21 protein-coding genes and 1 tRNA gene are annotated in these 23,960 nt (G+C 75.0%); 12 read left to right on the top strand and 10 right to left on the bottom strand.

Annotated features, from left to right (window positions below; translation table 11 throughout):
- Positions 1-13: 13 nt before the first annotated feature.
- On the bottom strand, positions 14-1,363 hold the full coding sequence (locus tag RM780_RS23280; RefSeq protein ID WP_311632820.1) for a PP2C family protein-serine/threonine phosphatase: 1,350 nt from the start codon (positions 1,361-1,363) through the stop codon (positions 14-16).
- A 158-nt stretch (positions 1,364-1,521) separates the two neighbouring features.
- Here RM780_RS23280 and tatA point away from each other — a divergent pair, with 158 nt between their 5' ends.
- From tatA to RM780_RS23255, 5 genes are all read left to right on the top strand, one after another.
- The gene (gene tatA, locus RM780_RS23275; RefSeq protein WP_311632819.1) at positions 1,522-1,824 is read left to right on the top strand and encodes a Sec-independent protein translocase subunit TatA; all 303 of its coding nucleotides are present in this window, start codon (positions 1,522-1,524) and stop codon (positions 1,822-1,824) included.
- A 610-nt stretch (positions 1,825-2,434) separates the two neighbouring features.
- Complete coding sequence (locus RM780_RS23270) at positions 2,435-3,802, top strand: hypothetical protein (RefSeq protein WP_311632818.1); 1,368 nt, start codon at positions 2,435-2,437, stop codon at positions 3,800-3,802.
- Positions 3,803-3,923: 121 nt separating this feature from the next.
- A complete protein-coding gene (locus RM780_RS23265; RefSeq protein WP_311632817.1) occupies positions 3,924-4,433 on the top strand; it encodes a SigE family RNA polymerase sigma factor in 510 nt (169 codons plus the stop codon).
- A 37-nt stretch (positions 4,434-4,470) separates the two neighbouring features.
- Positions 4,471-5,829: a hypothetical protein gene (locus RM780_RS23260; protein ID WP_311632816.1), complete on the top strand. Its 1,359-nt coding sequence runs from the start codon at positions 4,471-4,473 to the stop codon at positions 5,827-5,829.
- Positions 5,830-6,116: 287 nt separating this feature from the next.
- Entirely contained in the window at positions 6,117-6,623 is a 507-nt protein-coding gene (locus RM780_RS23255) for a peptidylprolyl isomerase (RefSeq protein WP_311632837.1), read from the top strand.
- Positions 6,624-6,642: 19 nt separating this feature from the next.
- On the opposite strand, the gene RM780_RS23250 is transcribed toward RM780_RS23255, so the two are convergent.
- Entirely contained in the window at positions 6,643-7,002 is a 360-nt protein-coding gene (locus RM780_RS23250) for a winged helix-turn-helix transcriptional regulator (RefSeq protein ID WP_311632815.1), read from the bottom strand.
- Positions 7,003-7,155: 153 nt separating this feature from the next.
- Between RM780_RS23250 and RM780_RS23245 the strand changes: the two genes are divergently transcribed.
- On the top strand, positions 7,156-8,043 hold the full coding sequence (locus RM780_RS23245) for an NAD(P)-dependent oxidoreductase (protein WP_311632814.1): 888 nt from the start codon (positions 7,156-7,158) through the stop codon (positions 8,041-8,043).
- Positions 8,044-8,088: 45 nt separating this feature from the next.
- Here RM780_RS23245 and RM780_RS23240 read toward each other — a convergent pair whose 3' ends face one another.
- The 4 genes from RM780_RS23240 to RM780_RS23225 form a co-directional block, all read right to left on the bottom strand.
- On the bottom strand, positions 8,089-9,108 hold the full coding sequence (locus RM780_RS23240) for a hemolysin family protein (protein ID WP_311632813.1): 1,020 nt from the start codon (positions 9,106-9,108) through the stop codon (positions 8,089-8,091).
- Positions 9,105-10,571, bottom strand: coding sequence for a hemolysin family protein (locus tag RM780_RS23235; protein WP_311632812.1), 1,467 nt, complete (start codon positions 10,569-10,571; stop codon positions 9,105-9,107). The genes RM780_RS23240 and RM780_RS23235 overlap by 4 nt, the downstream gene beginning before the upstream one ends.
- Before the next feature lie 209 nt (positions 10,572-10,780).
- Positions 10,781-12,163, bottom strand: a complete 1,383-nt coding sequence (locus tag RM780_RS23230) for an aminopeptidase P family protein (protein WP_311632836.1) — start codon at positions 12,161-12,163, stop codon at positions 10,781-10,783.
- Between the two features lie 377 nt (positions 12,164-12,540).
- Positions 12,541-13,899: a PP2C family protein-serine/threonine phosphatase gene (locus RM780_RS23225; RefSeq protein ID WP_311632811.1), complete on the bottom strand. Its 1,359-nt coding sequence runs from the start codon at positions 13,897-13,899 to the stop codon at positions 12,541-12,543.
- A 365-nt stretch (positions 13,900-14,264) separates the two neighbouring features.
- On the opposite strand from RM780_RS23225, the gene RM780_RS23220 reads away from it, so the two are divergent.
- Positions 14,265-14,942 carry a bifunctional DNA primase/polymerase gene (locus RM780_RS23220; protein ID WP_311632810.1) on the top strand — a complete coding sequence of 226 codons (678 nt, stop codon included), beginning with the start codon at positions 14,265-14,267 and terminating at the stop codon, positions 14,940-14,942.
- Positions 14,943-15,210: 268 nt separating this feature from the next.
- On the opposite strand, the gene RM780_RS23215 is transcribed toward RM780_RS23220, so the two are convergent.
- The 3 genes from RM780_RS23215 to RM780_RS23205 all read right to left on the bottom strand — a co-directional run bounded on the left by RM780_RS23215 (position 15,211) and on the right by RM780_RS23205 (position 17,619).
- Entirely contained in the window at positions 15,211-16,176 is a 966-nt protein-coding gene (locus RM780_RS23215) for a DUF5926 family protein (protein ID WP_311632809.1), read from the bottom strand.
- Between the two features lie 48 nt (positions 16,177-16,224).
- Positions 16,225-16,659, bottom strand: a complete 435-nt coding sequence (locus RM780_RS23210; RefSeq protein WP_394813059.1) for an ATP-binding protein — start codon at positions 16,657-16,659, stop codon at positions 16,225-16,227.
- Between the two features lie 171 nt (positions 16,660-16,830).
- On the bottom strand, positions 16,831-17,619 hold the full coding sequence (locus RM780_RS23205) for a glycerophosphodiester phosphodiesterase (RefSeq protein WP_311632808.1): 789 nt from the start codon (positions 17,617-17,619) through the stop codon (positions 16,831-16,833).
- 152 nt (positions 17,620-17,771) lie between these two features.
- On the opposite strand from RM780_RS23205, the gene RM780_RS23200 reads away from it, so the two are divergent.
- The 3 genes from RM780_RS23200 (at position 17,772) to RM780_RS23190 (ending at position 20,470) form a co-directional block, all read left to right on the top strand.
- Positions 17,772-19,253: a S1C family serine protease gene (locus RM780_RS23200; protein ID WP_311632807.1), complete on the top strand. Its 1,482-nt coding sequence runs from the start codon at positions 17,772-17,774 to the stop codon at positions 19,251-19,253.
- A 52-nt stretch (positions 19,254-19,305) separates the two neighbouring features.
- Positions 19,306-19,393: transfer RNA gene (locus tag RM780_RS23195), tRNA-Ser, on the top strand.
- Between the two features lie 210 nt (positions 19,394-19,603).
- Positions 19,604-20,470, top strand: a complete 867-nt coding sequence (locus tag RM780_RS23190) for a hypothetical protein (RefSeq protein ID WP_311632806.1) — start codon at positions 19,604-19,606, stop codon at positions 20,468-20,470.
- A gap of 38 nt (positions 20,471-20,508) precedes the next feature.
- On the opposite strand, the gene RM780_RS23185 is transcribed toward RM780_RS23190, so the two are convergent.
- Positions 20,509-21,882 (bottom strand): MFS transporter, encoded by a 1,374-nt coding sequence (locus RM780_RS23185; RefSeq protein ID WP_311632805.1) that lies wholly within the window; start codon positions 21,880-21,882, stop codon positions 20,509-20,511.
- Positions 21,883-22,049: 167 nt separating this feature from the next.
- Between RM780_RS23185 and RM780_RS23180 the strand changes: the two genes are divergently transcribed.
- Together RM780_RS23180 and RM780_RS23175 are read left to right on the top strand one after the other, a co-directional pair.
- Positions 22,050-22,397 (top strand): VOC family protein, encoded by a 348-nt coding sequence (locus RM780_RS23180; RefSeq protein ID WP_311632804.1) that lies wholly within the window; start codon positions 22,050-22,052, stop codon positions 22,395-22,397.
- A gap of 197 nt (positions 22,398-22,594) precedes the next feature.
- Positions 22,595-23,960 (top strand): hypothetical protein (locus tag RM780_RS23175; RefSeq protein ID WP_311632803.1); only part of this gene is annotated, 1,366 nt, incomplete at its 3' end.

The raw sequence follows: 23,960 nt of genomic DNA, 5'->3' as shown, positions 1-23,960 counted from the left end.
CGCCGTCGCGCGGTCACCCGCTGTGCGCGTACCCCGTCGGCCGCGGCGTCCGCAGGGCCAGGACGGCGATGTCGTCGTGGCCGTCCCCCGGGCTGTGGTCGACCAGCGCCTGGCACAGCCGGTCCAGGGGCTCGCGCACGTGCCGCGAGGCGACGGCGGCGAGCGTGGCCAGGCCCTCGTCGAGGGCGAACTCCCGGTGCTCCACGAGGCCGTCCGTATAGAGGACGACGATCGCCTCCATCGGCAGCGAGTGGAAGTGGTCGTCCCGGCTGCCGCCCGCGTCCACGCCCAGCGGCAGACCGGGAGGGGCGTCGAGGTAACGAGTGCGGCCGTCCGGCAGCAGGAGCAGCGGCGGCGGGTGTCCGGCGTTGCTCCAGCGCAGGCCCCACGCGCCGCCGCCGGGCTCGATGCGGGCCAGGCAGGCGGTGGTGATCAGCGTCTCGCCGACCCGTTCGAGGATGCCGTCGAGCTGGTGGAGGAGCCCGGCGGGGGAGGCGGCCCCGCCCCGGGCGGAGAGCGTGAGGGCGCGCAGCATGCTGCGGCTCTGGGACATCGCGGCGGCGGCCTTCAGGTCGTGGCCGACCACGTCCCCGATGACGGCGGCGCAGGTGCCGTCGGGCAGGAGCAGGGCGTCGTACCAGTCGCCGCCGAGGTGGCCGGGCTTGCTGGCGGGGCGGTAGACGGTGGCGGCCTCGAAGGGGTGCAGATCGAGGAGGCGGGGGAGCAGCATCCGCTGGAACTGCTCGGAGCTGGTGCGGACCTGCTGGTAGAGACGGGCGTTCTCGATGGCGACGCCGGCGGTGCCGGCCAGGGTGCGGACCACGCCCTCGTCGTGCTGGTCGAAGGGGCGGCCGTCGCGGCGGTCGCTGAGATAGAGGTTGCCGTAGGTCGTGCCGCGGACGTTGATGGCGACGCCGAGCAGGGTCTCCATGGGCGGGTGGCCGGGCGGGAAGCCGGAGGACTCGGGGTGGCGGGAGATGTGCTTGACGCGAAGCGGCTCGGGGTGGTGGATCAGGTGCCCGAGCAGGCCGCGACCGCGCGGCAGCTCCACGCCGCTGAGGTTGCCCAGCTCCTCGGCGCTGAGGCCGAGGGGGATGAACTCCTCCAGGAACTCGCCCTCGTCGTCCAGCACGCCGAGCGCGCCGTAGCGGGCGCCGACCAGGTCCATGGCGGTGCTGACGATGCGGCGCAGGACGGTGGGCAGCTCCAGCTCGCTGCTGATGCCCTGCACGGCCATGAGCAGGCCCTGGAAACTCTGCTGCGCGCGGGCCAGGGCGCGCAGCTGCTCGCCGATGCGGTCGAGGTCGGCGGCGGCGGGGAGGTTGAGCAGCGCGTCATCGGGCTGCGGCGGGTCCGTCGTCATGGGGCGGCTCTCCTCTCATCCGGCGCATAGCGACCATAGTCCGGCATATCCCCGCAGAGGCTGTCGGTGACCGGTAATGTCTTGAGATTTCTGTACGCCTCGCCGGTGGCGGGTTACGGTGGCGCGGAGAGGACCCCGAGCAACCTGGAGGTGTGGACATGGGACAGATCGGACTCCGCGAGATCCTCGTCCTGGCCGTCATCATCCTGCTCGTCTTCGGCGCCAAACGCCTCCCCGACCTGGCCCGCTCCCTGGGCCGCTCGGCCCGCATCCTCAAGAGCGAGGCCGCGGCGATGAAGTCGGACGCCCCCGCGGCCCCGGCGCCTGCGCCCCCGGCGCAGGAAGGGCCCACGTCGGCCCCGTCCGCGCCCGCCCCTCCTGCGGCGGAACGGCCCACCCCGGCGCCCTCCGAACCCGCGCCCCCCGTGGCGGAGGCCCCCATCCCGGCGCCCCGCCCCTGACGGCCGCCCGACCGCCCCGGGCCTGTCGGCGTCTGCCCCCTCTGCGGCGCGACGGCCTGCCCGGCGCGCCGTCTGCGCCCGCGGCCCCAGCACCCCGTCTCTGACCGCCGGCCGGCCTTCCCGGCCTGCGCCTCCCCGCCTGCTGCTCCGGCGGAGGAGCCCCGCCCCGGACCTCCCGCCTCTGGCCGACGGCGGACCGTCCCGCGCCCGCGCCGTCAGCGCCCGAGGTCCCGGTGGCCGAGACCCCCGCCCCTGGCCCCACGTCTACGGCCAACGGTGCATCGACCACTCCGCAGCGACGGCGGCCCCTGCGGTCGCCCCCGCCGACCGGCACGCTCGCGTTGCCCCCGACCGCGCAGGACTGGCGGCCCGGCCGGCCTGTCGCGCTACTCCGGTCTTCAACGCCCTCCCGGCCCCCGGCCGTGCCCCGCACGCCGCGCCCCGCCCGTTCCGGCTCCCCTCCCATCGTCGCCGTCGTCGTAGCGGCCCCCGCCGCCCGGCCGTCCCCGACGGCGCCCGTTCCCCCGGTGCTCCGCGGACGCCCCGCCGCCCCGCCGGCAACTCGTCTGCAACATCCCGCCACCCCCACCGCATCGATAGGAGTGACGGGGTGAGCGCAGCGCAGCGACGCTCGCCGCAGCCGACCGACCGGGAGGGGAAGCGCACCATGCACAACGGGGACGCCGAAGCACAGGACCAGGACATCGAGGGCCGCCCGGCCCGGACGTCGCGCCGCCGCGTGGCCGCCCTGGCCGCCGCCATCGCGGCGGTCGCGGCGCTCACCAGCGCCGCCGCCGTCCAGCCCAGCTTCGGAGCCGATCGGCAGGCCGAGCAGCCGGCCGACCGCGCGGGGGAGAGCCAGGTGCCCAGGACCGCCCAAGAGTTGATGGACGCGCTCACCGCGCTGCTGCCCGAGGGCGTCCGGATCGCCTCCTCGGACGGCCAGGGCCTGGACGACACCGCCGACCCGTACCTCACGCTGGAGACGGAGGACGGCGCGACCATCGACCTCGGCCTGAGCCGCTGGCCGACCGAGGACTGGCGGGCCGAGGCGGGCTGCGCCCTGTGGGCCGGCGAGGAGGGCGCCGACTCGGGGACCACCTGTGAGGAGACGGAGCTGCCCGACGGCTCGGTCCTCTCCCGCGTCACCTGGTCCTATGAGGACCCGGGCAGCCCCGAGGAGGGCATCGAGCCCTCGGCCGGCCGCGGCTGGGACGTCTACCTGGAGGGACCCGGCGGCTCCGGCCTGGATCAGCCCGGCAGCCGCTCGGTCTACCTCTCGGTCAGCCGGTACGTCTCGGCGGACGAGACCCCGGACGCCCCGCTGCCCGTGACCCAGGAGGAGCTGGCGGAGATAGCCCGGGCCGCGGTCTGGCAGGACGTCCTCGACGCCGCCGACGAGGAGTACGGCGCGCCGGAGTACGAGGAGGAGGTGCCGCCCAGCGACGTGCCCGCCGCCGAGCTGCGCGCCCTCTTCCGCGAGCTGGCTCCCGAGGGCCTGGAGATCACCGACGGCCCCGACGAGGGCCCGGGGTACGCCGGCCTCCTGGTGGACGACGGCCGCGGCCCGGCCTCCGTGGACATCACGGCCTGGAGCCCGGCCGGGGACGACGGGCTGATCGTGGACGACGCCGTCGCGGGCGACGCCCCCGCCGCCTCGCTGGAGGCCGAGTTCGAGACCGAGAGCGACGGGGTGGCTCTCGGCTTCGACGGCGCCGACGGCGAGGGCCCGGACTGCGAGGAGCAGGAGCTGGAGGACGGCACGACCATCACCTCGTGCTACTGGGGCCCGGGCGAGGACGACCCGACCAGCCTGTGGTGGGCCACGGCGACGTACGCCGACGGCTCCTCCGTGGACATCACCCAGTCGAACGTCGTGGGGGACGAGCCCGAGCCCGCCCGTTCCGACGCGCCGCTGAGCCTGGAGGAGCTGTCGGAGATCGTCTCCGACGACGCATGGCGCGCCCTGTTCGCCTGACCGGCGAGCGGGCGCGGCATGACCCGATGAGATGACGGTGGCCCGCTGGTGCAACATAACGGGTCGGCTCGCGCATCAGTAGAAGTGCAAGGGCACAGGACAGGATCGCAAGGGGGAGCGTATGAAGCAGCGCGATCTGGAGGCGTACCAGGACTTCGCCACGCGCCGCGGCTCCGCGCTCTTCCGGTCGGCCTGCCTGCTGACCAGCGGGGACACCCATCTCGCCGAGGATCTCGTCCAGGAAACCCTGGGCCGGATGTACACCGCTTGGGGAAAGAAGCGGTGCATCGACAACCCGTCGGCCTACGCCCAGACCGTCCTGGTCCGGGCGTACCTGACGCACCGCAGGCGCCGGAGCAGCAGTGAGCGGCCCACCGTCAGCCTCCCCGACCAGGCGGCACAGACGGCGGATTCGACCCTCCGCATCACGCTGCTCCAGGCCCTCGCGGATCTGCCGCGCCTGGACCGCGCGGTGCTCGTCCTGAGGTATCTGGAGGACCTCAGCGTCGAGCAGACCGCGGAGGTGCTGCGCACCAGCTCCAGCGCCGTCCGCACCCGCAGCAGCCGCGCCCTGGCCAAGCTCCGAGGGCAGCTGGGCAGCAGCGGCTTCGCCGAGCTGACCGCGCAATGACGCCACCGGAGACGGCCGTCCACGAGGGGACCCGACCATGACCACCGAGCACCACGACTTCGAGCGCGACCTCGGCACGCTGCTGCGCCGGACCGGCGACGACTTCCTGACCGACACCGAGGCGCTGCTGGCCGAGGGGCTGCGCCGGGGGCGCGCCCGCCAGTGGCGGCGCCGGGCCGCGATGGCGACCGGGGCCGCCTCGGCGGCGGCCGTGGCCCTCGCCGCGGTGCTCATCCCCGGACTGGGGGACGACGGCTCCTCCACCGTCGCGGCCCCGTCCACCGGCGAGGACATGGTCGAGACCCTGGACGCCCTCCTGCCCGACCCCGTCGCGATCACCCGCGTCGAATCGGCGGCGGGCTACGCGAACGAGGCGGCGCCCCATGTCCTGGTCGAGCTGGACGACGGCGTGTCCTTGCACGTGTCTCTCGAGCGGTACGCCGGCGCGGACGCGGAGTTCATCGTGGAGCCGGGCTGCATCCCCGGGGAGAGCGCGCCGCCCGAGGACTGCGTCTCGCGCACGCTGGCGGACGGCTCCCTCGTCTCCGCCTACGCGTACACGCCCTTCCTCGAAGGCGAGAGCGCGGAGCTCGACGCCACGGACGGCACCGGAGCCGAGGGCGACGCGGAAGCCCCCTCCGCTGACGACGCCACCGAGCCGGACCTGGCCGTGGGCGAGGCACTCAGCTGGGGGGCCTGGCGCACCACTCCGGCCCGCCCGGCGGCCACCGAGTCCGGCGTCCGGTCGGTGTCGGTCACTCTCGCAAGGGACACCGCCGGCCTTGACGACCCGGTGGCGTACGAGCCGCCCCTCAGCCTGGAGCAGCTCGCCGACGTGGCCGCGGCCGAGGTCTGGCAGGAGACGCTGGACGAGGTGGACCGGCAGTATGGCGCCCCGGAAGAGGAGGAAGTGCCGGAAGGCGAGGAGTTCGGGGGAGCGCTCGTGGAGGCCGACGTCCCCCCGGAGCGGCTCAGGGAGATCTTCGGCGGCCTGGCCCCGGACGGGCTGCGGCTGGGTGAGCTCGTCGCGGAGGAGCAGTCGGCCGGCTCGGCCTACTTCCCCGTCTCCTCCCCGGCGGGCAACGGCGAGGTGTCGGTCAACGCCTGGGTGCCCGACCCGGACGCCCCGCCGGCCGGCGAGGACGGGGGCGCGCCGGGCCCGCGGGACGTGGAAGACGACGGCTGCGAGTTGCTGCCCGACCCGGGCGACGGCACCCGGATCTTCCGCTGCGTCAGCGACGCGCCGGACTCGCGGTACATCCTGCTCGACCTCTACTACCCCGACGGCAGCTCGATCGACATCTCCGTCGACGCCGCCGGAGGGCCGCTGCCGCTGACCGTCGAGGAGCTGACGGAGATAGCCGCCGACGACGCCTGGCGGGACCTGCTGGCGTGACGACGGCCACGCGCACGGGGGAGCCACGAGTGAGGCAGGTGTTGCATGATGTGCCTGCGCACCGTGCGCGTACTGATATTCGGAGGGCATACGGCATGTTCCGCGCTCATCGGCGTCTGGCGCCCGCACTGCTCTGCCTCGGGCTGCTCACGGCCTGCGGTTCCGATTCCGGCGACGGCGACGCCGGCGCGGACGGGCAGGAGGCCGCCGGCGGCTCGTCCGCCGAAGGCCAGGGCGGGGGCGCCCCCACCGCCGACCCGCCGGAGGTCAACCCCGACGTCGCGGAGATCACCAGTGCGGTGATCCACACCAGCGAGGGGGACATCGCCCTGACCCTCTACCCCGAGCTGGCGCCCCTGACGGTGACGAACTTTGCTGGCCTGGCCGACGGCTCCGTCGCCTACGCCGGGCAGGAGGGCGACGAGCCGCTGTACGACGGCACGATCTTCCACCGCGTCATCGACGGGTTCATGATCCAGGGCGGCGACCCCGAGGGCACCGGCATGGGCGGCCCGGGGTACCAGTTCGAGGACGAGATCGACCCGCAGGACGACGTCGACTTCTCCGAGCCCTACCGGCTGGCGATGGCCAACGCCGGCCCGGGGACGAACGGCTCGCAGTTCTTCATCACCGTCGGCCCCGCCCCCCACCTCGACACGCTGCACACCATCTTCGGCGAGGTCGCCGACGAGGAGAGCCGCGCCGTCGTGGACACCATCGCCGGCACCGAGACCGATCCGGCCACCGACCGGCCGGTCGAGGACGTGGTCATCGAGTCCGTCACCATCGGCTGACCGCCCACCGGCCCTCTTCTCACCCCGCCTGTTCCGTCGAGCACCGGGCGCGCGTCGCCTCGATCCGCGCCCGGTGCTCCTTGCCCCACGCGCCCAGCGGCTCCAGCGCCTTGTTCAGCGAGGTGCCGAGCTCCGTCAGCGAGTACTCCACCCGCGGCGGCACCTCCCGGTAGACCTCGCGGTGCACGATCTCGTCCGCCTCCAGCTCTCGCAGCTGCTGGACGAGCACCTTCTCGCTGACCCCCGGCAGCTCCCGCCGCAGCTCCCCGAAGCGCAGGCACGGCCGTTCGTGCAGCGCCCACAGGATGAGCACCTTCCACTTCCCGCCGACCACGTCGATGGCCGCGTCGATGCCGCAGATATAAGGCCGTCCCGCCATGCCGCGCTCCTCCTTCCGCACATCACGCTGACCTCCAGGTCAGTACCTCACAAAATAGTGGGTACTTGCCCGGTGGGAGGCGCGGGAGGAGTCTTGCGGTGGCGCGGGCCCGCGCAGCCGAAGTGGAAGACCGCGAACAAGGGAAACTCCTCCATGTCCGACAGCACCTCCCCCGCCGCCGTCGCCGTGCTCGGGCTGGGCGCGATGGGCTCCGCCCTGGCGGGTGCCCTGCTGGACGCCGGCCACCGGGTGACCGTGTGGAACCGCACCCCCGCCAGGGCCGAGCCGCTGGCCGCCCGCGGCGCAGCCGTGGCCCCCACCGCCGAACAGGCCCTGGCCGCCGCGCCCCTGGCCATCGTCTGCCTTCTCGACTACGCCTCCGTGCGCGAGGCCCTGGACCCGGCAGCCGGCGCGCTGGCCGGGCGCGTCCTGGCCAACCTCACCAACGGCACCCCGGAGCAGGCCCGCGCGATGGCCGACTGGGCCGCCCGCCACGGCGCCGCCTACCTGGACGGCGGCATCATGGCCACCCCCTCGATGATCGGCGGACACGCCTCCTCCGTGCTCTACAGCGGCGCGCCGGAGGCGTTCGAGGCCCACCGCGCGGCGTTCGAGACCTTCGGCGAGGCCGTCTTCCTCGGGCCCGACCCGGGGGCCGCGCCGCTGAACGACCTGGCGCTGCTGACGGGGATGTACGGCATGCTCGGCGGGTTCCTGCACGCCACGGCCCTGGTGGGAGCGGACGGACCGAGCGCGAGCGAGTTCACCGCCGAGCGCCTGATCCCCTGGCTGTCGGGCATGATGCAGGACCTTCCCGAGATCGCCCGCCAGATCGACACCGGGGACACCCCGCCCGCGGAGTCCAACCTGGCCATGCAGGCGGCCGGTTACGTCAACCTGATCCGGGCCAGTCAGGCCCAGGGCGTGCGCACCGACCTCATCGCCCCCATGGGCGAGCTGCTCCGCGAGGCCGTGGCCCGCGGCCGGGGCGACGGGGACCTCGCCGCCCTCCACGACCTGCTCACCGCCCCCACGGGCTGACCCGCCCGCGCACCCGGGGCCGCCGACGCGGCCCCGGGGCGAAGGTCAGGCGGGCTGCGGCCCCATCAGGCGCACCAGCAGGTCGTCCAGGCTGATCAGCCCGGTGATCCCGCCGTCCGCGCCGCGGACCACCGCCAGGGAGGCGCGCCGCTGCCGCAGCTGCTCCACGGCGTGGGCCACCGTGTCCTCCGCCGTCAGCTCGGGCACCGGCCGCGCCAGCTCCCGCGCCGTCACCCGGCGGCCCCGGGCCCGCGCGACGATCGCGTCCCGCGCGTGCACCGAGCCGACGACCCGGGCCCCGTCGCGCACCAGCAGCCGCGTGTGGTCGCTGGCCGCGGCGGCGGCCAGGATCGCGTCCGCGCCGGCCTCGGCCGCCACCTCCGCGATCCGGTCCGCCGGCACCTGGATCGCCCCCACCGGGGACTGCGGCTCGGTCAGGGACCGCGTGATCAGCCCCGAGTCCGTCTCGCTGATCAGCCCGAGCCGCTGCGACTCGGCCACCAGGTGCGTCAGCTGCTCCCGGTCGTGGACCGGCGCCAGTTCCTCGCGCGGGGTGACCCGGCACAGCCGCACCAGGCCGTTGCTGATCTTGTTCAACGCCCAGATCAGCGGGCGGACCACCCGCACCAGCGCGCGGAACGGCGGCGCCAGCAGCATCGCCGAGCGCTCGGGGCGCGAGATGGCCCAGGACTTCGGCGCCATCTCTCCGACCACCATGTGCAGGAAGACGACCACCGACATGGCCAGCACGAACGCGATGCCGTAGCTGAGGCCGCCCGGCAGCCCCAGGTCGTGCAGCAGCGGGTCCACCTGGTGCGCGATGGCCGGCTCCGAGATCGAGCCCAGGCCCAGCGTGCACGCGGTGATGCCGAGCTGGGAGCCCGCCAGCATCAGCGACAGCTCGTGCATCCCGGCGAGCGCCGCCTTCGCGCCCCGCGCGCCCTCGGCCACCGCCTGCTCCATCCGGTGCCGCTTCGCCGCGACCAGCGCGAACTCCGCCGCCACGAAGAAGCCGCTGCCCACCAGGAGCCCGGCCGTCACCAGAATCGCCGCCTGCGGGCTCACGAGGGCTGCCCCTCACGCTCGCGCACCTGCTGCTCGCGCGCCCCCGCGCGTGCCTCCGGAGCGGGGATCACGCGCTCGCGCACCGGCTCCCCGGCCCCCGGGGCGTCCGCGCCGCGCTGCGAAGGCGCGCTCACCCGGGCGCCCGTGTCCGCCGCGGCCGTTGCCGTTGCCAGCCGAATCCGCGCCGGCACGCGCCGGTCCAGCGAGAGCACCTCCAGACGCGCCACCGCCCCCTCGACCAGATCCACCTCGATCACGTCCCCGGCCTGGGGAAAACGCCCGGCCCGGTCGATCACCAGGCCCGCCACCGTCTCGAACGCGTCGTCCTCCGGCAGCGGAACGCCCGTGGCCTGCGCGACCTCGTCCACCCGGCGGCTGGCGTCCAGCAGCCAGCCCCCGCCGTCGCGCACCGCCCACTCCACGACCAGGTCGCTCTCGTCGGCGATCTCGCCCACCAGCTCCTCGGCGATGTCCTCCAGGGTCACGATCCCGGCCAGGCCGCCGTACTCGTCCAGCACCACCGCGAACTCCTCGTCCGCGGCCTGCATCTGCTCCACGGCCCCCGGCAGCGGCAGCGTGTCGGGCAGCAGCAGCGGACGGCGCGCGAGCGCCCCCGCCGTGCGCCGGGTGACGCGCTCCGGCGCCACCCGCATCAGCTCCCGGACCCCGACCACGCCGACGATGTCGTCCACGCGGTCCCCGATCACCAGGTAGTGGGAATGCCCGTAGGTGCTGATCAGGCCGACCACCTCGGAGGCCGGCTCCGAGGCCCGCACCGAGGCCACGTCCACCCGCGGCACCATCACCTCGGCCAGCGTCCGCTCCGAGAACCCCAGGGCGTGATCCAGCAGCTCGGCCGTGGCGTGCGGAAGCTGCCCGCGCTCGTGCGAATCCCCGATCAGGTGCCCCAGCTCCTCCAGCGTCGCGCCGTGGTGCAGCTCCTCCAGCGGCTCGATCCCGAGGCGGCGCAGCAGCCGGTTCGCCGAGGCGTCGAAGACCCGGATCACCGGGCCCGCGGCCTTCAGGTAGAGAAGGGTGGAGGCGGCCAGGCTCTTGGCCAGCCGTTCGGGAACGGCCAGCGCGAGGTTCTTCGGGGCCAGCTCGCCCAGCACCATCTGGATCACGGTCGCCGAGACGAACGCCAGCACCAGCGCGACGCCGGGAACGGCCGCCTCGGGCAGGCCGAGGCCCCCCAGCGCGGGGTCTATCAGCGCGGCCACCGCGGGCTCCGCGAGGAAGCCGACGATCAGGCCCGTGACGGTGATGCCAAGCTGCGCCCCGGAGAGCATGAACGACAGCCGCTCCTGAACGGCCATGGCGCGGGCGGCGCGGCGGTCACCGGCGGCGGCGTCCCGCCCGAGGGCGAGCCGGTCGGCCGCCACGAAGGCGAACTCCTGGGCGACGAAATAGCCGGTACCCGCCGTCAGCACGAGGACGGCGAGCAGGCCGAGTGCGGCACTCATCGGACACCACCTCGCCGTGTGCCGCGGCAAGCCAGATGCTGGCGAGGTGGTCCGGGACTATGCCCGGGATCAGGGTCCGTCGATTGCGCGGACACGAGTCTCCTTCCAGGGAACTGCACTCCCACAACGCGCCGGAGCGCGTCCGTGTTCCCAGGCTGTACCCGGAATCGCCCCCTTGACACCTGGCCGTCAGCACGGCACCGCGGCCCTCACCCCCGCAGCGCGGCCATCCACGCCTCCACGTCCTCCGACCTGCGCGGGAGCGCCGCGGAGAGGTTGCGGTTGCCATCCTCGGTGACCAGGATGTCGTCCTCGATCCGCACGCCGATGCCCCGGTACTCCTCGGGCACCGTCAGGTCGTCGGGCTGGAAGTACAGGCCGGGCTCGACCGTCAGGCACATGCCGGGCTCCAGCGTTCCCTCCACGTAGGCCTCGCGGCGGGCCGCGGCGCAGTCGTGCACGTCCATGCCCAGCATGTGCCCGGTGCCGTGAAGGGTCCAGCGCCGCTGGAGCCCCAGCTCGGTCACCCGGTCCACCGGGCCCTCCAGCAGCCCCCACTCCACGAGCTTCCCGGCCAGCACCCGCTGCGCCGCCTCGTGGAAGTCGCGGTACTTCGCGCCGGGGCGCACGGCCGCGATCCCCGCCTCCTGCGCCTCGTACACCGCGTCGTAGACCCGGCGCTGGAGGTCGGTGAAACGGCCGCCGATCGGCAGGGTGCGGGTGACGTCCGCGGTGTACAGCTCGGTGGTCTCCACCCCGGCGTCCAGCAGCAGCAGCTCGCCGGGCCGCACCGGGCCGTCGTTGCGCACCCAGTGCAGGGTGGTGGCGTGCGGGCCCGCGGCGGCGATCGTGCCGTAGCCCACGTCGTTGCCCTCCACGCGGGCGCGCAGGAAGAAGGTGCCCTCGATGTACCGCTCCGAGGTGGCCTGGGCGCGGTCCAGGACGCGCACCACGTCCTCGAAGCCGCGGACCGTCGAGGCGCAGGCCCGGGTCAGCTCCGCGATCTCGAACTCGTCCTTGATCAGCCGCTGCTCGGAGAGGAAGACCTTCAGCTCCTCGTCGCGCTCGCCGGTGATCTTGTCCGCGAGCGCCGCCTCCACCGTCCGGTCGTGGCCGCGGACCACACGGACCGGGCCGCGGGCCTCCCGCAGCAGGTCGGCCACCTGCCGCACGTCCTCCACGGGCAGGCCGTAGAGCCGGGCGGCCTCGGTGAGGCTGTTGCGCCGGCCGACCCACAGCTCGCCCTGGCCGCTGAGCCAGAACTCGCCGTTCTCCCGGTTCGAGCGCGGCAGCAGGTAGAGCGTGGCCTCATGGCCCCCGCCCTCCTCGCGCGGCTCCAGGATCAGCACGCCGTTCTCGGTCTGGTCGCCGGTGAGGTAGGCGTACTCGACGGCGGCGCGGAAGGGGTAGTCCGTGTCGTTGGAACGCGTCTTGAGCCGGCCGGCGGGGATCACCAGGCGCTCGCCGGGGAACCGCGCGGACAGCGCCTCCCGGCGGCGCGCGGTGTGCGCGGCCTGCGCGATGGGGGACAGGTCGCGCCGCTCGGTGTCGGCCCAGCCCTGCTTCATGTTCTCCTGGAGCTCCTGGGAGATCTGGGGCGTGACCCCGTTCTTCCGCTCCCCGGACTTCTCCCCCGGCTTCGCGCCGGACTCGGAGCCCGCCGCGGCCTCGCCGCCCCCGGCCCCGGCCGCCGCCTCCGCGGTCTCCACCGGGGCCCGCCCCGCGTCCCCAGCCGCCGCTGCCCGCTGCTGCTCTCCGGCCACGTCGCGCCTCCTCGCATGCTCGGCTCGTCCCATCGTAGGCGCGGGGGAACGAGCGGCGACAGGCCGGACCGCGTGCGCCCGGGCCCCGCGTGCGCCCCGGCGTGAACGCCCCTCACCCGGCCGTCCGGCGGGAGAGCGGCCGGGGGCCGGTGCGGGGGCCCGCGCGGCGGACGTTCAGCCGGGGGAGCGGGCCGCGCGCCGGCCGTTCACCCGAAGCGGACCGCCAGCAGCACGGCCTCGGGCCCCGGGCGTTCCGCCGTGACCGGGACGGGCCCGGGAACGGCCGGGGCCAGCGCCGCGAGGAGGTGGTCGGCGAGCGCGCCGGGGTCCGCGCGCACGGCCTCCCCGGCGGCCAGGGCGGCTGCCCGCAGCCGTTCGAACGCCCGGTCCAGCGGCTCGCCCGTGCGGCTGAGCAGGCCGTCGGTGTAGAGCAGGACCGTTTCTCCCTCCGCCACTTCCAGGCGGACGCTGGGTGCCTCCCAGCAGGCGAGCATGTTCAGCGGCGCGGAGAGCGTGGTCTCGGCGAACTCGGCCCGGTTCGGGCCGACGACCAGCGGCGGGGGGTGCCCGGCGGAGGCGACCACCAGGCGGCGGGCGGCGGGCTCGGCGTACCCGAACAGCGCGGTGGCCGGGCGGCCGGGCTCGGTCACCCGCAGCAGCAGCTCCAGGTCCGACAGGACGGCCACCGGATCCTCGCCCTCCATCACCGCGTACGCCCGCAGGCCCGCGCGCAGGCGCCCGGCGGCGGCCAGGGCGGCCGGGCCCGCGCCCTGCGTCGAGCCGACGGCCAGGCCGAGCGCGCCGTCGGGGAGCCCGAGCGCGTCGTAGAAGTCGCCGCCGCCCTCGGGCCCGGTCAGGTGCCGGACGGCCAGCGCCACGCCGGGCAGGAACGGCAGCCGCGGGGGCAGCAGCCCCTCGCGCACGGTGCGGACGGCGGCGCGGGCGCGGGCGAGTTCGAGGCGGTTGGCGATGTGCTGCGCGGCCTGCCGCAGGTAGAGGGCCAGCAGCCGGCGCTGGCGGGGGCCCGGGCCGCCGGGCCGGTCGTAGAGCCAGACGGCCGCGCCGAGCCGGGCGGGGGCCTCGGCCGCCAGCGGCACGGCGTAGCTCGCGGCGAACCCGAGGCGGGCGGCGACCTCGCGGTGCCGGGGGTGCAGGGCGTCCTCGCGGGCGATGTCGGGGTGCATCTCCTCGGCCTCGGCCGGGGCGTCCAGGCCGCGCGGCACCGTCTCCAGGTGCCCGAGGTCGGAGGGACCCAGGCCCAGGCCGGCCAGCCGCTCGGGGCCCAGGCCGTCGGCCGGGTGCAGGGCCAGCAGGCCGCGGCGGGCGCCGACCAGGCCGGCGCCCGCCCGGAGCGTTTCGTGCAGGGCCTCGCCCAGGGTGACGGTGCGGCCGAGGCGTTCGGTGAGGGAGTGCAGGGTGGTGAGGTCCGAGATCCAGGACGCGAGCCGCTCCTGCGCGCCCCCGGGGCGCGCGCGCCGGGGATCGTCGGCCGGCGGCGAGGTCGGGGGAACGGTGGGAGGCGCCGGGTGGATTCCGGCCACTCTCGACCGGGGTGAGGTACTCATGTGCGAGGCGATCCCCCATGTCATGGTGCCCGGTATTGTCCTGCCGTGATGGATGATGCCCAGGTGGCGGGCGCGTTCCCGGTCCGACAGGCCGGGCCGCGGCGACTTTGGCGGAACTTTGGCGGAAAACCTGCGCAGCACGCGCCCCGGCGGGGCCCCTTCGGAGTCGACTGAGCCTGACCGACTACGGATTCAGCGGGGCGGGCTGGGTACGTATCGGAACGGATTGTTGAAAGTTGGCGTCCATACCGGATGGCGGCCGGCGCTCGGCCCCGGCCGGGCCCCGCATTCGCAACGCCCCGCTACGTACGGTGATCTGAGTTCCACGTGCTGTAACCAACCGGCGACGGAAGGGACGAGCGCCGATGCGCGAGATCCTCGGAGAGCGACGCAAGAACCGACGCAAGAACGGGACCCGCGCGGGGCGCCTCCGGGCGCTGCGGGAAGCCGCCCTGGAGTACGCCCGCCACTGGCGTTGGCCCGTGCTGCCCGGCGCCGAGGCGAGCCCCGAGGGCCGCTGCGCCTGCGGGCGGGCGGGCTGTCCCGTGCCGGGCGCGCATCCGCTCGACCCCGGCCTGCTGGCCGCGACCACGGACGAGCGGATGATCCGCTGGTGGTGGACCTCGCGTCCGCACGCGCCGATCGTGCTGGCCACCGGGGGCCAGGCGCCGTGCGCGCTCGCCGTCCCGGCCGCCGCCGGGCGCGCGGCCCTGGCGGAGCTGGACCGCCGCGGGGTGCGCACCGGGCCGGTGATCGCCGCGCCGGGCCGCTGGCTGCTGCTGGTGCGGCCCTACGAGCTGCCGCAGCTGGGGGACTTGCTCGGGGCGATGGAGCACGTGCCCGGCTCGCTGCGCTTCCACGGCCCGGGCGGCTACCTGCCGCTGCCGCCCTCGGGCTTCGCCGCGGAGGACGCGGCGGGCTGGGTGCGCCGGCCGCGTCCGGCGCCGCGGGGCGGCGGGGCGGAGCTGCCGTGCGCGGCGGATCTGCTGGCGGTGCTGGTGGACGAGGCGCTGCGTGACCCCGGGGGACTGCCGGGGCGCTAGGGCCCGCCCGGCGCCCGGGCCCGGGTCCGGTCCGCGACGAGGGGGCGGACCGCGGATCCCGGACTGTAGACAATGAGAAGACCCGATCGCTGGCGACGGGGGATGCACCAGCGACCGGGCCCACTTCAGAAGGTAACAACTCATCGCGGATTCGCAAATCCCGCGTCGGGCCTCAAGGCCCTTTCCAGCGCGGGGAAGCGGCTCGTTGTGACCGGAATCACTTCTTCCGGCCCTGCGCGCGGGCTTTCGCGGCGCCGCGCGAGCGGACTCAATGCAGCGTCACTTGACGGTTCATCAGACCGCTGCGGGCGCGCCGCTCTTCGGCGGTCAGCGGGGCGTCGACGGCGAGCGCCTCGGTCAGCCGCTCCTCGAAGACGGCCGCCGGCTTCTCGCAGTCCTCGGCGCTCAGCTCCCCGGGCAGGTCCCACACCGGCACGGTCAGCCCGTGCGCGCGGAAGGACCCCACCAGCCGCGTCCCCTCGCCCAGCGAGGACGCCCCGGCGGCGTGCAGCCGCGCCAGCGCGTCCAGCAGGGCCTCCTCGGGGTGGGGCATGACCCAGCGCAGGTGGTTCTTCTCCGGCGTGCGGCACCAGTAGGCGGCGCTCACGCCGGTAAGGCGCGCCGTGGGCGTGGCGGCGGCGTTCGCGCGCTCCAGCGAGGCCGTGACCTCGGGCGTCGCCTGGCCGGCGTCGTCCAGCCAGAACTCGAAGCCCTCGTGGATCTCCGGCTCGAACGGCGCGTCCGGCGCGATCAGGTCCTGCAGCCGCGGCCCTTCGGCCGGGGTCCGCCCGGCCTCCACCGGGGAGCCGGGCGCCGTGGTCAGCGCCCGCGTGAGCACGTCCGCCAGGTCGCGGCTGAGGTCGCCGGTCGCGGTGTCGTTCTGCACGGCCACCAGGACCGCGCCGTCCTGGCGGCGCAGCGCGGGCCAGGCCAGGGGCAGCACGGTCGCCAGCGTCAGCGAGGGAACGTCCGCGGGCAGGCCGTCGCGGAGGGTCAGGCGCGCCGTCGCCGCGGGCACCAGCTCGCGCAGCGCCACCCAGTCGCACTCGCCGGGCAGTCCCTCGAAGGGGCGGCGGACCAGCTCGGTGACCGCCTGGGCCGCCGCGCGTCCGTGGCAGGCCTTGTACCGGCGGCCGGAGCCGCAGGGGCACGGCTCCCGCGCGCCGACGACGGGAACCTCACCGCTGGTGGCCGGGGCGCTGGTCGGGGCGGAGGGTCGGCGCTTTCTGGCCATGATGTGCGGCTCCTGCGTTGCTGCTGGGGTCGAAGTGGTGCCGCGAGCCTAGTCGCCCTGCCCTTCCAGCACCGCCCAGACCGTGACCGCGCCCGTGGCGTCCGTCTCGCGCACGCCCCAGGCGCGGGCCAGGGACGTGATGATCGTCAGACCGCGTCCGCCGCGGGCCGTCACCGAGGGCGAGGACGGCCGGGGCCGCGTCGGGCCGCCACCGTCCGTGACCGAGATCGTGACGGACCCGTCGGGGTCGCGGCTCCACGCCGCCCGGATCAACTGACCGCCTTCCAGCGGCCTCGCGTGCCGGCACGAATTGCTGAGCAACTCGGAAAGAATCAAAACCGCGTCGTCGACAACGGATTCGGGAGCACCGCATTCCCGCAATTCCGCGCGCAATCGCCGCCGGGCCGCTCCCACGCCTGCGGGGCCGTGGGACACCGACATGGACGACGACGTCGGTACCTGTTGTGTGACCACCAACGCCACCCCCGAGACCTCCTTTGCCCCACGCCAAATGACTGGTGCCCTCCGGGCAGACGGCGGAAACCGGCCATGCGAGATCTGTTGACGCAGTCGTAATGATCGGATACCTAGCGAATGCGCCGGGGCACGCCGCGTGAGATGGCATATGCCGCCCTCGTGTGCCGGGCCGAACGGTCAGCCCAGACGGTTCAGTTGGTCACGCACGGTGAGGGGCCGGTTGGTGATCACCGCGTCCACGCCGAGCCGCGCGCACAGCTCCACGTCCTCCGGTTCGTCGACCGTCCACACGTGCACCCGGTGCCCCGCCGCCTGCGCGCGCGCCACGTATCCGGGGTCGCGGCGCAGTACCCGGATGCCGGGCCCGGCGATTCCGCTGCCCGCCGGAAGCCGTCCCGCGCGATGCCGCGGCAACAGGAATTGCATCAAATACACCGTGGGCACGTCCGGCGCCGCCAGCCGCACCCTCCGCAGCGACCGCGCCGAGAACGACATCACCCGCACCTCGCCCGGCACCGGGTGCCGCCGCAGCAGGTCGAGCAGCCGCTCCTCCACCTGCCCCGCCCACCGCGTCGGGTGCTTCGTCTCGATCGCCAGGTCCACCGGCCGGCCCGCCTCCGCGACCAGCCGCAGCAGGCGTTCCAGCGTCAGCACCGTCGTACGCTCCGGGTCGGCCGCGTCGGGGGACTCGGCGGTCCCGGCCGGGCCCATCCAGGACCCGAAGTCCAGCTCCGCGAGCTGCGCCAGCTCCAGGGCCGAGACCGCGCCGCGGCCGTTGGAGGTGCGGTTCACGCGGCGGTCGTGCACGCAGACCAGGTGCCCGTCGGCGGTCAGCCGCACGTCGCACTCCAGGGCGTCCGCGCCGTCCGCGATGGCCTTCCGGTACGCGGCCAGGCTGTGCTCCGGCGCGTCCTCGGACGCGCCGCGGTGCGCGATGACCTCGATGCGCCCTCGGTTGGCGGTCATCGCGTCATGGTGCCACGGAGGCGAACACACGGCCGGGTTTATGCCCGCCTGACAGGGCATGCGACAGACTGCTCGTACTGCCGTCCGCATCCGCTGTCGTTCCTCCCCCAGCCCTCCGGGGCGGGAGGCGCCCCCAGTCCGAGGAGAGACCAGTGAGCACCGAGAACGAAGGCGCCGGCACGCCGGAGCAGCCGCCCGCCGGTGCCTCGGGGCCGCACGCCGCCCTGCCCGGCCCGCCCCCGCGCCCCGCCGCGCTGCCCCCCGGGCAGCCCGCGGCCCCCGCGCCGCCGCCCGCGCCCCCGGCCTCCTCGTACCCGCCGCCCTCCCCCTACCACCCGGCGCCGCCCGCCCCCGCGCCGGTCCCGCAGGGGCCGCCGCCGCCCGCGCCGGGCTTCGCTTCGGAGGCCGCCGCCCCGCCCGCCCCGCCCGAGCCGGGCGCCTCGCCTGAGCCGTACCCCGGGGATCCCGGCGGCGCCGAGCCGGCCGCGCCCTGGGCCGCCGTCCCGCCGCCCCCGCCCCCGCCGAGGCGGCGCGCCGGGCTGCTGGCCGCCGTGGTCGTCGCCACCCTCGTCGCCGGCGGCATCGGCGGCGGCGTGGGTTACCTCGTGGCCGACGCCGACGACAGCCCCCCCGCGGTGAACGCCCCCTTGGGCCGCGACGGGGACGAGGCGCCCGTGGCCCGACCGCCGGACTCGGTGGCCGGGATAGCGGAGGCGGCCCTGCCCAGCGTCGTCACCATCGAGGCCGGCACCGAGGCCGAGGGCAGCACCGGCACCGGCTTCGTCTACGACGAGGAGGGCCACATCCTGACGAACAACCACGTGGTCGCCAGCGGGGCCAACGGCGGCACCGTCACGGCCACCTTCTCCGACGGCGAGAGCTACGAGGCGGAGATCGTCGGCCGCGCCGAGGGGTACGACGTCGCCGTCCTGCGCATCCTCGACCTCCAGGGCCGCGAGCTGGAGCCCCTGCCGATGGGCGACTCCGACGCGGTCGCCGTCGGCGACGCCACGATCGCCATCGGCGCCCCCTTCGGCCTCTCCGGCACGGTCACCACCGGCATCGTCAGCGCTAAGGACCGCCCCCTCGCCTCCAGCGACGGCCAGAGTGGCTCCTCCTCCTACATGAACGCCCTCCAGACCGACGCCTCCATCAACCCGGGCAACTCCGGCGGCCCCCTGCTGAACGCCGACGGCGCGGTCATCGGGATCAACTCCGCCATCCGCTCCACCTCCGGAGGCATGGGCGAGGCCGGCAGCATCGGCCTCGGCTTCGCCATCCCGATCAACCAGGCCACCCGCGTCGCCCAGGACCTGATAGAGACCGGCGAGCCGGTCTACGCGATCATCGGCGCCTCCGTCGACTCCGGCGACGGCTCGGTCGAGGGCGCCCACATCGTCGAGTCCACGACCAACGGCAGCGACCCCCTCACCCCGGGCGGCCCCGCCGACCAGGCCGGCCTCCAGCCCGGGGACGTCATCACCCGCTTCGGGGACGTGGTCATCGACAGCAGCCCCACCCTGGTCAGCCAGATCTGGACGTACCAGCCGGGCGACCGCGTCGAGGTCACCTACCTCCGCGACGGCGAGGAGCGCACCACCACCCTCACCCTCGGAGAGCGCGTGGGCGACTGACCCCCCGGCCCGCTACGCTGTCCGGGTGCGCGGCCCCGCAACCGCACCCCCGGGAGGCGTGCCCGAGCGGCCTAAGGGAACGGTCTTGAAAACCGTCGTGAGGTAACCCCTCACCGTGAGTTCGAATCTCACCGCCTCCGCCGTGCCGGAGCAGGACGCAGAAGCGCGGACGAGAGCGGTCGCCCCGCCGCAGGGGGTGCCCGCTCTCGTCGCCTCCGGCGGACGTCGACACGGGTTCCGCCGGCCCGCCGCCATGTCTCGGTTCCGTGACAGCTTCCACCCCGGGCGGGGATAGGTGTAGACCTCATGTGATGATCTGCTGGGAAAACGGGCACGTCCGAGGGGTCTTCATGAGCACAATGACACGCCGTCTCCAGCTGGCCGCGGCGGCCGCCGCCGGTCTCCTGGCGCTGAGCGCCTGCAGCAGCGACGGGAGCGACGAGGGCTCCTCCTCGCAGGACGAGGGCGCCGCCTCGCAGGGAGAGGGCGGCCAGGAGGGCGAGGACGGCGGCGCCGGGGAGACCGGCGAGGGCGAGCAGGCTCCAGACGGTCCGCTCGCGAGCCTGCCCCCGCAGGAGATCGCGGACCGCGCCATGGAGGCGCTGCAGTCCGCCACCTCCCTGCGCATGAGGACGCTGGGCGACCCCGGGATGATCGGCATGGGCCTGGACATCCACATGGACCGCCAGGGCTCCTGCGTCGGGTCGGTGACCCAGCCGGGCGCGGGCTCGGTCGACGTCATCGTGCGCGAGGACCAGGAGGTCTGGATGCGGCCGGACGCCCAGTTCTGGCAGTCGCAGCTCGCGGTGCAGGACCCGGCCGTTATCAGCCTGCTCTCCGGCAGGTACCTGCACGGCACCACCAGCGACCCGGAGATGCAGCAGATGGCCGGGACCTGCTCGCTGGCGGCGCTCCAGGCCGACATGGGCTACGACGACCGGGGCCCCGGCGGCCCCGACGAGGTCGGCCCCGAGACCGACTACAACGGCATACCCGTCGTCAGCATCAACGGCCCCGACGACGACGGCAACGCGGCCTCGATGCTCGTGGCCACCGAGGGCGAGCCCTACCCGCTGCTGCTGACCCGCACCCAGAGCAACGGCACGGAGACCCGCATCGAGCTGGGGCAGTTCAACGAGCCGGTCGAGGTCCAGGAGCCCCCCGCCGATCAGGTCCTGAACCTCGCCGACTTCCGCACCGGCGACATCGAGAGCTGACCGAGCCGCCGCCCGTGAGGGGACCCGGCCCGGTCCCCTCACGAACGGCTCAGGTCGCGGTCGCGGGTCTCCGGCAGGAGCAGGAGGCAGGCCAGGGACAGGACGGCCATCGAGCTGACGTACCAGCCCACGGACGCGGAGCCGAAGGCCGACTGCAGCCGCGTGGCCACCAGCGGCGCGACCGCCCCGCCCGCCACCCCGCCGAGGCTGTACGCCAGGCCGGCCCCGGAGTACCGCAGCTCGGCGGGAAACAGCTCCGGCAGCAACGCCCCCATCGGCCCGTAGATCACCCCCATCAGCAGCATGGCCCCGCCCAGCGCCACCACGATCAGCGCCAGCCGCCCCGTGTCCATCAGGGGGAAGAGCAGCAGGCCCCACACGGCCGCCGCGGCCGTTCCCCCCAGCGTGACGCGCCGCCGGCCCAGCCGGTCGGAGCGCGTCGCGGCCCACCACGTCCCGGCGGCGAGGAAGAGCACGGCGCCCATCGAGGCGAGCAGCATCGTGGTCCGGCTCACCCCCAGCGTCTCCGTGCCGTAGGCCAGGCAGTACGTCGTCGCCGTGTAGAACAGCCCGTACCCGACGACCATTGCCCCGGCGCCCAGCAGCAGTTCGCGCGGGTGCCGGCGCACGACCGTGGCGAAGGGCGCGCGCCCCCGGCGCCCCTCCGCCACCATCCGCCGGAAGGCCGGCGTCTCCGCGACCCGCACCCGCACGAACAGCCCCACGCCCACCAACAGCAGGGAGAGCAGGAAGGGAATCCGCCACGCCCAGCCCCGGAACGCCTCGTCGCTGACCGTCGCCGACAGCAGCAGGAAGACGCCGGTCGCGGCGAAGAAGCCGACGGACGGCCCGAGTTGGGGGAAGCCCGCGTAACGCCCCCGGCGGCCGGCCGGCGCGTGCTCCACCGCGAGCAGGGCCGCGCCGCCCCACTCCCCGCCCAGTCCGATGCCCTGGAGGAAACGCAGCAGCACCAGCAGCGCCGGCGCCCACGCCCCCCACGTGCCGTACGTCGGCAGCAGGCCGACCGCCGCCGTGGACAGCCCCATCAGCAGCAGCGAGGCCACCAGCACCGACTTGCGCCCCACCCGGTCGCCGAAGTGACCGAACAGCACGGACCCCAGGGGCCGCGCCACGAAGGCCACGGCGTAGGTCGAGAAGGAGGCGAGGACGGCGTTGACCGGCGAGAGGGTGGGGAAGAAGGCGTCCCCGAAGACGAGCGCGGCGGCGGTTCCGTAGATGTAGAAGTCGTAGAACTCGACGGCCGTGCCGACGAAGCTCGCCACCGCGACCCGCCGCAGCTCCGGCGTCCCGCCGCCCTCCGCGCGCCCCCGCTCCCGCGGACCGCCCTGCCCGGGAACGCCCGCCGCGGGGTCCGGCCCCGAGCGGACCGGCGCTTCGCTGCTGGACGGCATCGCATCCCCCTGGGTGCGCTCAGGTCCGCCGCGGCGAGCGCCGGGGCGGGCCGCCCCATTCTGTCACCCGCCTGCCACCCGGGGTAACCCCGTCCCCTTCCGCCGCCCTCGCCGCGTTCCCCGGCAGAATCGCCCCGATCCGTCCGCCCGACCCCGGGAGCCCGCCGATGTCCGTCCGCCGCGTCATGCCCGTCATCCCCTCGCACAACGCTCCCGAAAGTCGGGACTTCTACGGCCTGCTCGGCTTCGAGGAGGTGATGGATCACGGCTGGATCACCACCCTGGCCTCGCCCACCCACCCCGGGGCGCAGATCAGCTTCATGACCGCCGACCTGACCGCCCCGGTCAACCCCGACATCAGCATCGAGGTCGACGACGTGGACGCCGCCTACGCCCTCCTGCGCGCCGCCGGCGCGGAGACCGTCCACCCCCTGACCGACGAACCCTGGGGCGTCCGCCGCTTCTTCACCCGCGACCCCAACGGCCGGGTGATCAACGTCCTCAGCCACCGCTGAACGCCCTCCCTGCCCACCGGACTACAGTGGCGCCTGTCCGCCTGCCCCACGCCCCTGCTGCCGAGGAGTGAGCCGGTGCCGGGAACTCGTCCGCCCGCGCGGGACGCCGCCGGGCGCGGGAGCACGTGATGTTCCCCTGGACGGGCGGCGGCCCCGGCGGCCCCGGGGCCGCGGCCGGCCCGCCGTACAACAGGCGCGTGCGGATCCTCGTGCAGATCCTCGACCGGCCCGACGAACGCGACCTCGCCCTCGAGGAGTTGCGGGCGCGTGGCTGGTCGGTGCGCCCGGCAGCGCCCGGGGAGGGGATCGCGCCCCAGGAGCGCCACGCGGCGTACGTGGTCGAGGTGCGCACACGCGGCGCCCGGCTCGGCGCGCGGGCCGCGGCCGTGCGCGCCGTGGAGGGGCTGGCCCGGGAGCGCAAACTCCCGCTGTGGGTCCACGACTCGGCCCTCGTGCGGCCCGCTCCGCCCCCGCCGCGCACCACCTACCACGTCCACCGCCGCGCTCCGGGCGGGGCCGGGCGGCTGGCGCGCCGGCTCCACGGCCACCTCGCCGGCCTCGGCCTGGCCGACACCCAGCGCGTCATCGCGCTGCCGGGCCCGCCCGACGAGGCCGCGGCCGTACGGGAGTTGAGCGCACGCGACCTCGGTGGCCGGCCGTTCGACGAGGAGGCGCACGCGCTGCGCCTCCCGGTCGGCCCGGCGGGCCGCGCGGACCCGGCCTCGGGCCGGGACGAGCCGCGCGACCTCCTCGTGCTCGGGTCCGCCGGGGTCGCCGTCGCGTTCGCCTTCCTGCTGTGCGGGGCGCTGATCGCGGACCTCGACGGCTGGTGGCGGGCCCTGCCGGCTTTGCCGGTGGCGGCCTCCTGCTGGCCGGTGGGCCGGTGGCTGACGAGCAACGACCCGCCCCCGTTCGTCCTCCGGCTAGGCGTCGGCGTCCTGGTGGCCGGGGGCGTGACGGTCTTCGGCTACCTGTGGGCGGCCCAGAGCGAGGACGCGCTGGGGACCGAGCTGCGGCGCGTCCTGGTCGCGTTGCTGGCGCTGCTCGTGCTCGCGGGCGACTGGCTGGCGCTGAGCCACTCGTGGTTCAGCCGGAACGCCCAGTGGGTCGTGCCGCTGCTGGCCACGCCGCTGGTCCTGGCGTTGCCCCTGTTCGGCGGGCTGCTGCACAGCGTCTACCTCACCGACGAGTTCGGCATCCCCTCGGCCGCCGTGCCCGTCGAGTTCTACGCGCCCGTGTGGATGGCGCTGGCCCCGGTGGCGATCGCCTCGGCGTCCGTGCTGGTCTTCATCGCGCTGGGCGGCTGGGCCCGGCACCTGCATCTGGTGTCGACGCTGCGGGAATTGCTGTTCGTCTCCATCCCGCTGCTGTGCCTGGTGTACGTCCTGACGGCCCTCCTGGTCGGCATGAACGGCGCCGCGACGGCCGCCGCCCGCGCCGCCGACGCGGCCCGCGACCACCGCGACCCCGCCCCCTACTACGGCCTCGACGGCCGCCTCCTGTGCGTCCGCCCCCTGACCCCCACCCCCGCCACGATCCCGATCCTCAACGGCCCCCTCCCAC

The organism is Streptomyces boetiae (genome assembly GCF_031845405.1).
Lineage (GTDB): Bacteria > Actinomycetota > Actinomycetes > Streptomycetales > Streptomycetaceae > Streptomyces > Streptomyces boetiae.
Note: the sequence above shows the minus strand (reverse complement) of the source record. Positions and strands in the feature narration are given on the sequence as shown.

Bases quoted from the DNA above. Each gene is read 5' to 3' on its own strand.
- RM780_RS23280 (WP_311632820.1), bottom strand. From the start codon at position 1,363: ATGACGACGGACCCGCCGCAGCCCGATGACGCGCTGCTCAACCTCCCC.
- tatA (WP_311632819.1), top strand. From the start codon at position 1,522: ATGGGACAGATCGGACTCCGCGAGATCCTCGTCCTGGCCGTCATCATC.
- RM780_RS23265 (WP_311632817.1), top strand. From the start codon at position 3,924: ATGAAGCAGCGCGATCTGGAGGCGTACCAGGACTTCGCCACGCGCCGC.
- RM780_RS23260 (WP_311632816.1), top strand. From the start codon at position 4,471: ATGACCACCGAGCACCACGACTTCGAGCGCGACCTCGGCACGCTGCTG.
- RM780_RS23250 (WP_311632815.1), bottom strand. From the start codon at position 7,002: ATGGCGGGACGGCCTTATATCTGCGGCATCGACGCGGCCATCGACGTG.
- RM780_RS23245 (WP_311632814.1), top strand. From the start codon at position 7,156: ATGTCCGACAGCACCTCCCCCGCCGCCGTCGCCGTGCTCGGGCTGGGC.
- RM780_RS23235 (WP_311632812.1), bottom strand. From the start codon at position 10,571: ATGAGTGCCGCACTCGGCCTGCTCGCCGTCCTCGTGCTGACGGCGGGT.
- RM780_RS23225 (WP_311632811.1), bottom strand. From the start codon at position 13,899: ATGAGTACCTCACCCCGGTCGAGAGTGGCCGGAATCCACCCGGCGCCT.
- RM780_RS23220 (WP_311632810.1), top strand. From the start codon at position 14,265: ATGCGCGAGATCCTCGGAGAGCGACGCAAGAACCGACGCAAGAACGGG.
- RM780_RS23215 (WP_311632809.1), bottom strand. From the start codon at position 16,176: ATGGCCAGAAAGCGCCGACCCTCCGCCCCGACCAGCGCCCCGGCCACC.
- RM780_RS23205 (WP_311632808.1), bottom strand. From the start codon at position 17,619: ATGACCGCCAACCGAGGGCGCATCGAGGTCATCGCGCACCGCGGCGCG.
- RM780_RS23190 (WP_311632806.1), top strand. From the start codon at position 19,604: ATGAGCACAATGACACGCCGTCTCCAGCTGGCCGCGGCGGCCGCCGCC.
- RM780_RS23185 (WP_311632805.1), bottom strand. From the start codon at position 21,882: ATGCCGTCCAGCAGCGAAGCGCCGGTCCGCTCGGGGCCGGACCCCGCG.
- RM780_RS23180 (WP_311632804.1), top strand. From the start codon at position 22,050: ATGTCCGTCCGCCGCGTCATGCCCGTCATCCCCTCGCACAACGCTCCC.